10 protein-coding genes are annotated in these 13,148 nt (G+C 67.5%); 4 read left to right on the top strand and 6 right to left on the bottom strand.

The features are described 5' to 3' along the window. Positions 1-14 precede the first annotated feature (14 nt). Together V9K93_RS11335 and msrB are read right to left on the bottom strand one after the other, a co-directional pair. On the bottom strand, positions 15-1,784 hold the full coding sequence (locus V9K93_RS11335; RefSeq protein ID WP_337302565.1) for a cytochrome c biogenesis protein DipZ: 1,770 nt from the start codon (positions 1,782-1,784) through the stop codon (positions 15-17). Between the two features lie 2 nt (positions 1,785-1,786). After that, positions 1,787-2,359: a peptide-methionine (R)-S-oxide reductase MsrB gene (msrB, locus tag V9K93_RS11330; RefSeq protein WP_046983056.1), complete on the bottom strand. Its 573-nt coding sequence runs from the start codon at positions 2,357-2,359 to the stop codon at positions 1,787-1,789. Between the two features lie 143 nt (positions 2,360-2,502). Here msrB and V9K93_RS11325 point away from each other — a divergent pair, with 143 nt between their 5' ends. Further along, a complete protein-coding gene (locus V9K93_RS11325; protein WP_046983055.1) occupies positions 2,503-3,222 on the top strand; it encodes a response regulator transcription factor in 720 nt (239 codons plus the stop codon). Next, entirely contained in the window at positions 3,219-4,688 is a 1,470-nt protein-coding gene (locus tag V9K93_RS11320) for a sensor histidine kinase (RefSeq protein WP_046983054.1), read from the top strand. The genes V9K93_RS11325 and V9K93_RS11320 overlap by 4 nt, the downstream gene beginning before the upstream one ends. Here the strand turns inward: V9K93_RS11320 and V9K93_RS11315 are convergent. Together V9K93_RS11315 and V9K93_RS11310 are read right to left on the bottom strand one after the other, a co-directional pair. Then, positions 4,685-6,031 (bottom strand): ATP-binding protein, encoded by a 1,347-nt coding sequence (locus V9K93_RS11315; protein WP_046983053.1) that lies wholly within the window; start codon positions 6,029-6,031, stop codon positions 4,685-4,687. The genes V9K93_RS11320 and V9K93_RS11315 overlap by 4 nt on opposite strands. Further along, on the bottom strand, positions 6,028-6,717 hold the full coding sequence (locus tag V9K93_RS11310) for a winged helix-turn-helix domain-containing protein (protein WP_004141029.1): 690 nt from the start codon (positions 6,715-6,717) through the stop codon (positions 6,028-6,030). Before V9K93_RS11310 ends, V9K93_RS11315 begins: the two co-directional genes overlap by 4 nt. A gap of 349 nt (positions 6,718-7,066) precedes the next feature. On the opposite strand from V9K93_RS11310, the gene asnB reads away from it, so the two are divergent. Next, complete coding sequence (gene asnB, locus V9K93_RS11305; RefSeq protein ID WP_136639265.1) at positions 7,067-8,968, top strand: asparagine synthase (glutamine-hydrolyzing); 1,902 nt, start codon at positions 7,067-7,069, stop codon at positions 8,966-8,968. A gap of 447 nt (positions 8,969-9,415) precedes the next feature. On the opposite strand, the gene V9K93_RS11300 is transcribed toward asnB, so the two are convergent. Further along, on the bottom strand, positions 9,416-9,769 hold the full coding sequence (locus V9K93_RS11300; protein ID WP_046984142.1) for a phasin family protein: 354 nt from the start codon (positions 9,767-9,769) through the stop codon (positions 9,416-9,418). A 117-nt stretch (positions 9,770-9,886) separates the two neighbouring features. After that, on the bottom strand, positions 9,887-10,249 hold the full coding sequence (queD, locus tag V9K93_RS11295; RefSeq protein WP_046984141.1) for a 6-carboxytetrahydropterin synthase QueD: 363 nt from the start codon (positions 10,247-10,249) through the stop codon (positions 9,887-9,889). A 192-nt stretch (positions 10,250-10,441) separates the two neighbouring features. Between queD and V9K93_RS11290 the strand changes: the two genes are divergently transcribed. Next, entirely contained in the window at positions 10,442-13,081 is a 2,640-nt protein-coding gene (locus V9K93_RS11290) for a TonB-dependent receptor (RefSeq protein ID WP_337302564.1), read from the top strand. Positions 13,082-13,148: the final 67 nt, after the last annotated feature.

The raw sequence follows: 13,148 nt of genomic DNA, 5'->3' as shown, positions 1-13,148 counted from the left end.
CGTGTGCTCCCGTTTCAACCGAAGGTGAAGGCGTAGGCCTGCACGCCCGTGTCGAGGAATTCGATCTCGAAGCGGTGCGGGCCGACCGTGCCGCGCTGGCGAACCAGCTGGTACAAGCGGTGCTCATTGACCACGCCGCTGCCATCGGCACCGACATCGCTGCCAGCATCGGCAGCGGTCAGCGGCTTGCCGTCCAGCCACACGCGGAACCGTACAGGCGTGCCGTCCTGGATCGGTGCCAGCACCAGGTGCAGGTCCCGCGCGTGGAACTGGAAGGCGATGCGGCCACCGGCCTGCTGCAGCTGCGCGGCCTCGTCGGTGACGGTCCAGCGTCCGGACAGGCCCCACTGGTTCAGTGCCAGGGCGGTTGGCAGCGTGTAGTCGAACGGGCTATCGCTGCGTTGGCCGCCGGGTGAGGCGAACTGCTCGGCACGCGCGTGGCCCAGATAGGTCTCCGGCGAGCGCAGGTTGCTCATGTCGGCCTGCACGGCCACGCCCTGCAGGTCGGTTGCGGCGGGGTCGGCCGGTGGTGGCAGGTTGGTCTGCCCGGCTTCGGTCAGCAGCCGGCGGATCACTTGTTCCGAGCGTGCATAGTTGCCCTCGCCGAACTGGTGGCCGCGGATGTTGCCCTGTGCATCGACGAAGTACTGCGCCGGCCAGTAGCGGTTGTTGAACGCGCGCCAGATCGTGTACTGGTTGTCGAGCGCCACCGGGTACTCGACCTTCAGTTCCTGCACCGCCTTCATCACGTTGCTCGGGTTGCGTTCGAAGGCGAACTCCGGCGTGTGTACGCCGATCACCACCAGCCCATGGTCACGGTAGCGACGTTCCCATTCGTGCACGAACGGCATCGCGCGCAGGCAGTTGATGCAGGAGTAGGTCCAGAAGTCGACCAGCACCACCTTGCCACGCAGCTGCTGCGCGGTCAGCGGCGGACTGTTGAGCCAACCCGTGGCACCGTCCAGTGCGGGCAGGGTGCCTTCCACTGGCAGCGGTGCATCTGCACCCGCATTGGGGCCAGCCATCATCATCATCGGCGGTGCCGCCGGCTGCGCACCGGGCACGGCGTCCAGCAGGCCCTGCTCGATGCGCGCGGTGCTGACCGTGGACAGGCGGGTCAGCAGGCCAGTGTCCCAGCCCAGGCCGATCGCCACCACGGCCAGCAGTGCGGCCACGCCCAGCACCTTGCGCAGTGTGTCGCCGAGGCCGAGCCGCGCCTGCAGCGCACGGAACACGCGGCCGCCGACCCACACCGCCAACGCCAGCGCAGTGATCGCACCCAATGCATAGGCAAGCAGCAGGGTACTGGTGCCGACGCTGGCACCGTGCAGCGCGGCACCGGTCAGCACCAGGCCAAGAATCGGACCGGCACAGGGCGCCCACAGCAGACCGGTGGCGACGCCGATCAGCAGCGAGGTCCATGCGCCGCCACGTCCTGCGGCGTCCGCGGCATCGGCGCGTGCGCTCAAGCGTGCACCCACACGCTGGAACGGCGCCAGCAGATGGTCGGCCAGTCGTGGCCACAGCAGCGCCACGGCAAACAGCGCCATCAGCAGCAGGGCGATCCAGCGCCCGACCTGGTTGGCCTGCGCCACCCATTGGCTGCCCACAGCGGCCAGGCTGGCGACCACGGTGAAGGTAAGCGCCATGCCCAGCAGCAACGGCAGCGTGCTGCGCAGGAATGGACGGTCGGCGCGTGCGAACACGAACGGCAGCACCGGCAGGATGCAGGGACTGAGCAGGGTCAGCGCGCCCCCGAGGTAGGCAAGCAGCAACAGCAGCATCGTCAGGCTCCGGAAGCAGGGGAAGAACCGACCGGCACCCGCCAGCCATCGGCGGTGCCATCAGTGGCGCCGGGAACGAACACCATCGCCGCACCGTTCATGCAGTAGCGCAGTCCAGTCGGACGCGGGCCGTCGTTGAACACATGGCCGAGGTGACCACCGCAGCGGCGGCAGTGCACCTCTACCCGCAGCATGCCGAAGGTGACGTCGCGGTCTTCGCCGATGGCGTTGTGCAGCGGCGCCCAGAAGCTGGGCCAACCGGTGCCGCTCTCGAACTTGGTGGAGGAAGAGAACAGCGGCTGCGCACAGCCGGCGCAGGCGAAGGTGCCTTGCCGATGTTCCTTGTTGAGCGGGCTGCTGTACGGGCGCTCAGTGGCCTGCTGGCGTAGCACCGCGTACTGCGCCGGGGTCAGGCGCTGGCGCCAGTCGGCATCGCTGTGCATCACCTCGAACTGTCGCGACGGGCGCGCTTCGGCGGCGGCCGGAGCAGCGCGGCTGCAGGCCCCCAGGCCAAGCAGGCCGGCGGCGGTGGCAACACCGCCCAGGCCCAGCAGATGGCGGCGGGTGAGGGACATGGCGGACTCCGGGAAGGGCGACGGGGCCATGCTGCGCCTGCCCGGGTCAACGAATCCTCACGCAGGATTCAATTTTTCGTGAGGTATCGGCGGCCGTCCCGCGCCACAATGCGGGCAGCCTCCCCACTGGCCCCGAGCTGCCGATGTCGACCAAACGCGTGCTGATCGTCGAAGACGATGCCCACATCGCTGACCTGCTGCGCATGCACCTGGCTGACGAAGGCTATGACGTCGCCCATGCTGCCAGCGGAGACGCCGGCCTGCGCCTGCTCGAGCAGGACGGCCCATGGGATGCGCTGGTGCTGGATGTGATGCTGCCAGGCGTGGACGGCCTGCAGGTGTGCCAGCGTGCACGCGCGATGGCGCGCTACGTGCCGATCATCATCATCAGCGCGCGCGGCAGCGAGACCCAGCGCATTGTCGGCCTGGAACTGGGCGCGGACGACTATCTGGCAAAACCCTTCTCGATGCCGGAACTGGTGGCACGGGTGCGCGCCCTGTTGCGCCGCGCCGAGGCGATGGCGCAGAGCGCACGTATCGATGCTGGCGCGATCGAGCTGGGTGGGCTGCAGCTGGATCCGGTCGCGCGCACCGCCTCGGTGGATGGCAACGCGTTGGAACTGACCCCGCGCGAATTCGACCTGTTGCTGTTCTTCGCACGCCACCCGGACCAGGTGTTCGCGCGCATGGAACTGCTCAACCAGGTCTGGGGTTACCAGCACGATGGTTACGAGCATACGGTCAATACCCACATCAACCGCCTGCGCAGCAAGATCGAGCCGGACCCGGCCAACCCGCGGCGGCTGCTGACGGTGTGGGGCCGCGGCTACAAGCTGGTCGACCCGGCCGGAGCGGCGGCATGATCAAGCCCAATCTGTGGCAGAAGCTGGCAGCGGTGATCGCCGCGCTGATGCTGATGTGCTGCATGGCGCTGCTGGCGCTGCAGATGCGTGCCAATACCCGTCACGAACAGGAGGTGGTGCAGCGGTTGTCGCTGGGCCTGGCCGAACACATCGCCCAGCGCAGCGAACTGATGGACACCAGTGGCATGCGCGATGCGGCGGTACGCGCGCTGTTCGGCCAGCTGATGGCGGTCAATCCCAGCGTCGAGGTGTACCTGCTGGACGATCAGGGCCGCATTCTCGGCCACGATGCGCCCAGCGGCCATCTGGTGCGCAACAAGGTGGACGTGGCACCGCTGCGCCGCCTGCTGGCCGGTGCGCCGCTGCCGATCCTCGGCGATGACCCGCGCAGCGCTGATGGCCGCAAGGTGTTCAGCGCCGCACCGTTGATCGTCCAGGGTCGCCAGGCCGGCTACGTGTACGTGGTGCTGGTCGGCGAACACCGGCAGATGCTCGCCGACGACCTCGCGGCCGGCAGCCAGTGGAACACCACCTGGTGGTCGGTGATGCTGGTTGGCAGCCTCGGCCTGCTGGCCGGGTTGGTGGCGTTCTACTGGGTGACCCGTCCGCTGCGGCGGCTTACCCGGCGCATCCAGGCCTTCGACATCGATGCGCCGACACCCTTGCCGCCACCCGAGCCGCTGCGCCCAGGCGAGCGCGACGAACTGGTGATCCTTGAACATGCGCATGCGCAGATGGCGCAGCGGCTGGGTGAACAATGGCAGCAGCTGCGCCAGCAGGACCTGCAGCGCCGCGAGCTGGTCGCCAACATCTCGCACGACCTGCGTACGCCGTTGTCGTCGCTGCATGGCTACCTGGAAACGCTGGCGCTGAAGGACGCCACGCTGTCGCCGGACGAGCGCCGCCGGTACCTCGGTATCGCGCTTGCACAGAGCGCCAAGGTTGGTCGGCTGGCGCGCGCGCTGTTCGAGCTGGCGCGGCTGGAGCACGGCGAAGTGCGCCTGGAGTGGGAAGTGTTCGCGCTGCCGGAACTGCTGCAGGATGTACTGCAGAAGTTCGAGCTGGCCGCGCAGGCGCGCAACCAGCGCCTGCACGCGGAATTCCCGCCGGGCCTGCCGCTGGTACGTGCCGACCTGGGCCTGGTCGAGCGGGTGCTGACCAACCTGCTCGACAATGCATTGCGGCACGCACCGGAAGGTGGCCGGATCGAAGTGTGCCTGCGTGCGACCGCGGATAGCATCGAGGTGAGCGTGGCCGATGATGGTCCCGGCGTGGCAGCGGCGCTGCGAGCGCAGTTGTTCCAGGCGCCGGCCGCGCTGGGCGCACGGCGTGGCGAGAACGGTGGGCTTGGCCTGCTGATCGTGCAGCGGATCGTGCAGCTGCATGGCCGCCGCATCGAACTGCGCGACAGTGAGCGTGGCGCGCTGTTCGTGTTTGCCTTGCCGCGTGCGGAACCAGCGGCCTAGCAGGCCGCTTCGCACTCTACGATGCCGCCGGTTTCCAACGGCAGGTGCAGGCGGATACAGGCACCGCCCAGCTCTGAATCGGTTACCTCGACGTGGCCGCCATGCTTGTCGGCCACCACCTGCACCAGTGCCAGGCCGAGACCGAAACCGGGGCTGCCCGGATCCAGCCGCACATACGGCTGCAGCACCTGGCCGCGCAGTTCGGGCGCAATGCCCGGGCCGTCGTCCTCCACCTGCAGGCACAGCCAGCCGTCGTTGACCGTGCTGGCGATGCGGATCTGCCGCCGCGCATAACGCAAGGCATTGCCGAGCAGGTTGCGCAACGCGAGTTCCAGCATGTGCCGGTTGACGTTGACCAGGCCGGTAGGTGAGAGCACCTGCTGCACCGGCATCGGCAGCGGTGCGAACTGGGCCACAACGCCGCGCACCAGCGCGGCCAGCTGCAGGCGCTGGCGGGTCAGCTGATGGCAGCGGCCAAGCGCGGCGTACTCGACACCGGCATCGGTAAGGTGCTGCAGCCGGTCAACGTCGGTGCGCAGGCCACCCAGCGCATCGCGCTGGATCTCGTCGAGCGCGGTGTCCTCCAGATCGGCCAGGCCGAAGCGCATCCGTGCCAACGGTGTGCGCACTTCATGCGCCACCGCCTGTGCCAGCACGCGCTGGCTCTCCAGCAGTTGCTGCAGCTGCTCGGCCATGTGGTTGAAGGCATTGGCCAGCGGCCGCACCAGCGCGGTACCGGCACGCGGCGCACGTGTATCCAGCTGGCCGTCGCGCATCTGCCGCGCGGCCTGTGCCAGCTGCGACACATCGCGCCACAGGCGGTAGACCATCACGTACATCGGCAGGGCTACGGCCACCATCAGGATCAGCAGCAGGATCGCCACGCCGGACACTTCGCTGTCCTGCCATCCCTCATCGGGTAGCGCTTCGTCCAACGGTCCCAGCATCACCGCATAGTCGCTGTCGCCGATCCGCTGCAGGCTGCGCATGTGTTCCAGGTCGATCTGCACGCGGCCGTTGTTGAAGGCGGGACGCTGGCTGGCTGGCAGTTCCTTCACTGCCTCGGCCAGTGGCAGCATGCGCAGCGCATAGGCGAAATCAGCGTCGAGTTCACGCGCCAGCGCGGGCCACTGGTCGCGCGGTGTCTCGGCGAAACGGTGCTGCAGCAGCGAGTGGGTACCGCGCATCTCGGCCTGCAGGCCGGCCTCGGTGCGGTCTTCCAGCAGGGCGTCCCAGGCCCACAGGCCGAGCACGATCAGCAGCAGGTGGGCGACCAGGAAGCCGATGCCATAGCGCAGGAAGTGGAAGGCGTGGCCGCGCATCGCCGAGGGCGTGCGCTTCATCCCCATGCCGAGCGGCTGAACAGGTAGCCGCGGCCGCGGACGGTCTTGATCCGTTCCGGCTGTTCCGGGTTGTCGCCCAGTTTGCGGCGCAGGCGCGAAATGCGCGCATCGATCGAACGGTCCAGGCCGTCAAAGGCGATGCCACGCAGGCCGCGCAGCAGCGCATCGCGGTCGAGGATCTGCCCGGCGTTGCTGGCCAGCAGGAACAGCAGGTCGAACTCGGCGGTGGTCAGCTCCAGCAGGCTGCCCTGCAGGTGCACGTTACGGGTGGACGGGTCGATGTTCAGCTCGCCGAAGCGCAGGCTGCCGTCACGCGGCTCGACCCGGCGGTGGCGGCGCAGATGGGCACGCAGGCGCGCCAGCAGCACCCGGGGTTCAATCGGTTTGCCGATGTAGTCATCGGCGCCCAGTTCCAGCCCGAGCACCTGGTCGATGTTGTCGGTACGCGCGGTCAGCACGCAGATGATGCCGTCATAGTGGGGCCTGATCTGCCGACACACTTCGAAACCATCCTGGTCGGGCAGGCCGACATCCAGCAGGACCAGGGCGGGCTTTTCGGCCAGGATCCGGGCCACCGCGCGTTCGCCACTGCGCTCGTGGGCGACCTGGTAGCCATGCCGCTGCAGATAGTCGCTGACCATCGTACCGAGGCGGGCATCGTCTTCGACCAGTACGATATCCAGCATTTTCAAGGCCTCCGTGGGGCGTACGTACCGCCACGGCACGAGCGCGGCGATGCTATCCCAGCCATCGGGCCGCCCGGGTCCTGGGGGCGGGCGCCATTCAGCCGGGGTTGCTGGCGCGCGGGCCGGGCCTCAGGCCTGGCAACAACTTGGCGTCCAGCATAGCTTGTTGCCGTTACAAAACGTTACCTTTGTGATACGTCCGGTGACCATCGCTGACAGCAAAGCGACTGACGCGGGGCAGGGGCCGGGCCGAGCATGGAGTCTCCTCCGTTCCGCGTGCCGTCCTCATGTCGCCCGCTGCCTTCTCCCTGCCGAACCTGTCCCGCCGCCGCCATTGCGGGGGTATCCGATGAGCGGCGTGGTCGGCGCCTGGCTGCCGCCGGCCGAGGACGAGCACCTGCTGCAGCAGCTGGCGCCGATGCTTCGCGCCCTGCAGCAACGTGGCCGTGGCCGCATTGGTTACTGGACCGATGCCGAGGCTGGCCTGGCGCTGGGCCACTGCCGGGCGCCGACCGACACCCCGCTGCAGCCGCTGAGTTCGGACTGTGGCCGTTACGTGCTGTGCCTGGACGGTCGCCTGTACAACCGGGCTGACCTGCAGTCGCAGCTGCGCGATCTGCCGCGCAGCTGCAGCGATGCACGGCTGCTGCTGCAGGCAATTGTCGAGTGGGGCGTGGAGCGGGCGCTGTCGCGTATCGAGGGCGCGTTCGGTTTCAGTGTGTGGGACCGCGAGTCGCGCGTGCTGTGGCTGGCACGTGACCCGGTAGGCGAGCGGCCGCTGTACTACGGTTGGTACCAGGGCCAGTTCCTGTTCGCCTCCGAACTGAAGGCGCTGCAGGCGTTCGCCGGTTTCGCGCCGAGCATCGACCAGGATGCGCTGAGCCTGCTGCTGCGCCACGACTATGTCCCGGCGCCGCACACCATCTACCGCGGCATCCATAAGCTGGTGGCCGGCGCGATGCTGCGTATCGACCTGAACGACCACGCCGCCGGTGGATCCAGCCAGGCCGCGCAGGGTGGTTCGCGCTACTGGTGCGCACGCGATGCGATGCACAGCGCCCTGCAGGAACCCTTGTACCCCGCACCCAGCCTGGAACAGGCCACCGACCAGCTCGAAGCAGTACTGCAGAAGGCCATTGCTTCACGCATGCATTCGCCGCTGGCCTGCGGCGCGTTCCTGTCCGGCGGCACCGACTCCTCACTGGTGACGGCAATGATGCAGGCGCAGTCGACGCTGCCGATCGAGGCATGGACGGTGGGCTTCGACGATCCGGGCCACGATGAGAGCGACTGGGCCTCGCAGGTCGCGCGTCACCTGGGCGTGCAGCATCACCTGCACCGGATGGACGCGCGGCAGGGTTTGGACCTGCTGCAGCGGCTGCCTCAGGTCTGGTGTGAGCCATTTGCCGACGCCTCGCAGCTGCCGACCCTGTTGGCCAGCGAGCTGCTGGGCGCGCGCAAGCCGGTGGCGCTGACCGGCGACGGTGGCGATGAGCTGTTCTTCGGCCATCCCAGCTATGGCCGCGCACTGCGTAACGCACGCCTTTGCGGTGGCCTGCCGGACTGGGTGCGTGACCTGGCGCGGCGCAGCGGCAACCGCATGAACGTCGAACGTGGGCGCCTCGGTGGCTGGCGCGCGCTGGTGGCCGAGGTTGCCGCCAATGACGTGGAAGGTCATTACCTGCAGCGCGTCACCCGCTGGCGGCAGCCGGCACAGGTGGTGCTGGGCGCGCGCGAACCAATGACGATCTTCCAGCAGCAGGACACCGCGCTGCCGGCTGAAGCGCGCATCCAGCTGCTGGATTTCCGCATGGACCTGGCCGAGGGCATCCTCGCCAAGGTCGACCGTGCCGGCATGGCGGCCGGCGTGGAGACACGTGCGCCGCTGCTGGACATGGAGGTGGTGCGCCTGGCCTGGCGACTGCCGCAGCATTTGAAATACCACGACGGTGAGCACAAGCGGATCCTCAAACACCTGCTGGCGCGTTACCTGCCGGAACCGCTGGTGTACCGCCCCAAGCGCGGTTTCGGCCCTCCGATGGCACGCTGGCTGGCCGGTCCGTTGCGCGACTGGGCCGAGGCGCTGCTGGACCCGCAGCTGCTGCGCAATCAGGGCTGCTTCGATGCAGTACGCGTGCGCGGCATCTGGGAGGCCTTCCTGCGGGGTGAGCGCAAGTGGCACACGCACCTGTGGAACGTGCTGATGTTCCAGGCGTGGCACCAGCACTGGCACGGTGGCCGCGGGCGCTGAGCCGTTCCTGCATCGCGAGCGGCGGGTTCAATCTGCATGGCGCGGCGCGGATGCCCATGCGTACGAATGTCCTCCGGCGCCGGCCGTTGGCCGTCACCTCCCCCTTTACTTCGTACGCAAGGGCCTCCGCCCTGCGTTCGGAGTTCGTCGGCGCCTCATTGAAAGGCTGCCGCGAGCGCTGCGCTTTACTCATCGCAAGCCGAGCCTCGTCGGGGCGGGGAGGGGTCTGGGCAAAGTAAAGGAGGAGGTGACGGCCAACGGCCGGCGCCGGGGGACTTTGCCCGAGCCCCTGCCCACCCCGGCGGGGCCCATCAGTTCGCGGCGAATCCGGACGAAGGCGCGCTTCGTAACTCAGACGCCAGGCAAAAAAAGACCCGGCAGAGGGAGGGATCTGCCGGGTCCGGATTGCATGGGGGGAGGGACCCATGCAATGAGCGTTGCGTCGCGTCAGTGGCTGTTGCCGTTCGCGTCCGCCGTTGATTGGTTGTAGCCCTGCACCAGTTCGGACCAGGCCTTGCCGGCCTGGAGGCCGAGGCCGACCACGTCCTGCTGGGCCTGGCCCAGCCGCTGCAGGTTGTCCTGCCACAGCTGTGCGCCCTTGTTGAGCACCCCGGCCGCGTCGTCACTGCGGGCCAGCTCGCCGAGCCAGCCGCCGGTCGCGGTCAGGTTGCGTTCCATTGCCTTCAGCTGCACCCCGAACATGCTTTCCGCGTTCTCCAACGCCAACCGGTTCGCGCGCGTTGCCGCGGCGGCGAGCTGGCGGGTTGCATCACTGAAGCGATCGCTGAAGGCGGAGGCCATGGGGGCATCAGGGAGTGGCTTGATGCAATGCAGCATACGCCGTTGATGCGGCAATGCAACAAAAATAACAAAGGCGCCCAAGGCGCCTTTGAAACACCTTTCAGATCAATGGGTTGATCAGGTCGTCGGGCCGCGGTAGCGGCAGCCGGAGGTGCAGGTTTCGTGCACGGTGATCTCGCTCAGCGCCGGCAGGCTGGGCTTGAGTTCGTTCCAGATCCACACCGCCAGGTTCTCGCTGGTCGGGTTCTCAAGGCCGGGGATGTCATTGAGGTAGTGATGGTCCAGGCGGTCGTAGATCGGCTGGAAGGCCGCCTTCACGTCGCCGAAATCCATGATCCAGCCCGTCTGCGCGCCGGGCTCGCCCTCGACCTTCAGTTCCACCCGGAACGAGTGGCCATGCAGGCGCGCGCACTTGTGCCCCGGCGGCACGTTGGGGAGGCGGTGCGCCGCCTCGAGCATGAAGACTTTGAAGATTTCCATGGCGCGATTGTACGCCGCACGCGGGCAGCGAGCCTGAGCGGATGTTGGGTCCCGGTGAAGAAATTCTTTCCATCCGGATGAAGAGATGATAGTTTCTCTTATATCCGTATGAAGAGATGTTATTGGCCGCCCCCCGGCCACGCATGGATTACTGCGGAACTTCGTCGCCCTTACCACCTCCCCCACATCGTCATGCCCAAGCACACCCTGCTCGTGGCGGCCCTGGCCGTCGCTCTGGCCGCGCCTTTGTCCGCCGCCGCCGAAACCTCCGCCGCCGCCAGTGGCGAAGCCAGCACCCTGGCCGCCGTGCGCGTCACCGGTTCCAACATCAAGCGCACCGATACCGAGGCCTCCAACCCGGTGCAGGTGATCGGCCGCCAGCAGCTGGAACAGACCGGCAAGGCCACCGTGGCCGACGTGCTGCGTTCGATCTCGGCCAATACCGGCAACGCCAGCAACGAAACCACCAACAACGGCTGGGCCTCCGGCTCGGCCGGCATCGGCCTGCGCGGTCTTTCGCAGAAGAACACGCTGGTGCTGCTCAACGGCCGCCGCCTGGCCAACTATGGCTTCCCCGCTGGCGGCCTGTCCGACACCTTCGTCGATCTCAACGCGCTGCCGCTGGTCGCAGTCGAGCGCATCGAAGTGCTCAAGGACGGTGCCTCGGCGGTGTACGGCTCCGACGCCGTGGCCGGCGTGGTCAACATCATCACCCGGCAGAACTTCGAAGGCGCCGAGATCGGTGGCAGCTTCGGCGGCGCCGACCAGGGCGGCCTGCACGAGCAGAACCTGAAGTTCGTTGGTGGCCTGGGCGACATCGACAAGGACGGCTACAACATCCTCTTCAGCCTGCAGGGCTACAACCGCGAGCGACTGGACCAGGACGAGCGCAACCTGACCAAGAGCGGCATCTACACCGACAAGCCCGGCGGCCGCTGGAACGGCTGGTCGGCCAAGGGCGCACGCTATCTGGTCAATGGCACCTCCGTGCCGATGCTCGATGCCAACGGCAACTGCCCCACCGGCACCACCCGCGTTGCCAGCGCGCCGATCGACGGCCTGGCCGGTGATACCTGCGGTTTCAACCAAGCGCCGTTCACCACGCTGATCCCTTCGACCAAGCGCTACCAGGCCTATGCCAACGGTACCTTCCGCCTGAACGACAACGTCGAAGCCTTCGGCGAAGTGCTGTACAGCCAGATCAAGAGCACTGCGTGGTTCGGCAGCAGCCCGTTCTTCACGCTGGAGAGTGGCCGCTTCGCACTGAACGCGGACAGTGGCCTGGCCGAGCCGGTGTCGTCGCTGCTGCCGGCCAACAATCCGTACAACCCGTACGGCCGTGCGATCCCGATCGAATACACCTTCTTCGACCTCGGCGGCACCCTCAAGACCAACCGCTCCACCGCCTACCGCGGCGTGTTCGGCCTGCGTGGCACCACCGCGAAGTGGGACTGGGAAGTGGCGGCGTTCGGCGCGCGCAGCAGCGAGCGCGAAACCGTCTCCGGCGGCTTCGCCAACCGCTGGGCGCTGGCCGATGCGCTGGCCACCGGCAGTTACAACCTGCTGAATCCGGCCGCCACGCCGCAGTCGGTGCGTGACTCGATCAACATCGCCACGCTGCGTCCGGCCGAGTCCAAGTTGCAGGGCATCGACGCGAAGATCTCCGGCAGCCTCGGCCATACCTGGGCCGGCGAGATCGGTTTCGCTGCCGGTGCCGAGTGGCGCCGCGAGAAGCTCGACTCCAACAACCCGTGGCAGATCGATGCCGGCCTGCAGGTGCGCCCGGCCATTGCCGAAGTGCACGGCAAACGCCAGGTCAGTGCGGCCTACGCCGAAGTGAACGTGCCGCTGGCCTCGACGCTGGAGCTGTCCGCCGCCGCGCGCGCCGATCACTACGATGATTTCGGCGATGCGTTCTCGCCGAAGATCGGGCTGCGTTGGCAGCCGTTGGACTTCCTGCTGGTGCGTGCCTCGGCGTCGAAGGGCTTCCGTGCGCCATCGCTGTCGGAGAACTCCAACAGCACCAGCATCGCCTACGGCAGCGTGGTCGATCCGCGTGATCCGGACGTGCCTGGCTCGCGGCAGAACCCGACCTTCTTCACCGTTGGCAACAACGAATTGAAGCCGGAGCGGACCAAGAGCCTGAACTTCGGCGTGGTGCTGTCGCCGTGGGCCAATACCAACCTGAGCGTGGACTACTACCGCATCCAGCTGGACAACCTGGTCGGTACCAACAACACCCAGACCCTGGTCAACGACAATGTCGCCGGTGCGGTGCAGCGCGACGAGCGCGGCAAGCTGCAGGCGGTCTACAACCGCTACCAGAACCTTAGCGAGTTGAAGACTTCGGGCATCGATGTCGAACTGCGCCAGCGGATCCCGACCGCTGCGTTCGGTGACTTCACCGTGTCTTCGGCCTATACCCATGTGCGCGATTACCGTCGCCCGACCGTGGTCGGTGGCCCGCTGGTGGACTATGCGGGCAGCAACCTGGGCGCGACCCTGCCCAAGGACAAGGCGACCACCACGTTGGACTGGAAGTACGGCGACTTCAACGCGGCGGTGACCTGGTACTACACCAGCAGCTATCGCCAGGAAGCCAGCACCGCCGCCAAGGCCGTGCAGCAGCAGGTCGGCAGCTACAGCCAGTACGACCTGTACCTGGCCTACACCGGCATCGACAAGCTGACCGTGTACGTCAAGGTGCAGAACCTGGCCGACAAGACGCCGCCGTACGACGCCTCGTTCCCGGGCATCCGCGCGCCGTACGACTTCAGTCAGTACGACCTGCGTGGCCGCTACTTCACGCTGGGCTTCGACTATCGCTTCTGATCCATCTGCCGCGGCCGGTCACCTGAAGGGACCGGCCGCGCGATCGTCTGCCGTTGTGTTCCAGGGG

It is taken from the genome of Stenotrophomonas sp. CCNWLW162 (assembly GCF_037203745.1).
Taxonomy (GTDB): domain Bacteria; phylum Pseudomonadota; class Gammaproteobacteria; order Xanthomonadales; family Xanthomonadaceae; genus Stenotrophomonas; species Stenotrophomonas maltophilia_AQ.
This window is presented reverse-complemented; position numbering and strand designations above follow the sequence as displayed.

Coding starts and splice junctions, on each gene's coding strand:
- V9K93_RS11335 (WP_337302565.1), bottom strand. CDS start 1,784: ATGCTGCTGTTGCTGCTTGCCTACCTCGGGGGCGCGCTGACCCTGCTC.
- msrB (WP_046983056.1), bottom strand. CDS start 2,359: ATGTCCCTCACCCGCCGCCATCTGCTGGGCCTGGGCGGTGTTGCCACC.
- V9K93_RS11325 (WP_046983055.1), top strand. CDS start 2,503: ATGTCGACCAAACGCGTGCTGATCGTCGAAGACGATGCCCACATCGCT.
- V9K93_RS11320 (WP_046983054.1), top strand. CDS start 3,219: ATGATCAAGCCCAATCTGTGGCAGAAGCTGGCAGCGGTGATCGCCGCG.
- V9K93_RS11315 (WP_046983053.1), bottom strand. CDS start 6,031: ATGAAGCGCACGCCCTCGGCGATGCGCGGCCACGCCTTCCACTTCCTG.
- V9K93_RS11310 (WP_004141029.1), bottom strand. CDS start 6,717: ATGCTGGATATCGTACTGGTCGAAGACGATGCCCGCCTCGGTACGATG.
- asnB (WP_136639265.1), top strand. CDS start 7,067: ATGAGCGGCGTGGTCGGCGCCTGGCTGCCGCCGGCCGAGGACGAGCAC.
- V9K93_RS11300 (WP_046984142.1), bottom strand. CDS start 9,769: ATGGCCTCCGCCTTCAGCGATCGCTTCAGTGATGCAACCCGCCAGCTC.
- queD (WP_046984141.1), bottom strand. CDS start 10,249: ATGGAAATCTTCAAAGTCTTCATGCTCGAGGCGGCGCACCGCCTCCCC.
- V9K93_RS11290 (WP_337302564.1), top strand. CDS start 10,442: ATGCCCAAGCACACCCTGCTCGTGGCGGCCCTGGCCGTCGCTCTGGCC.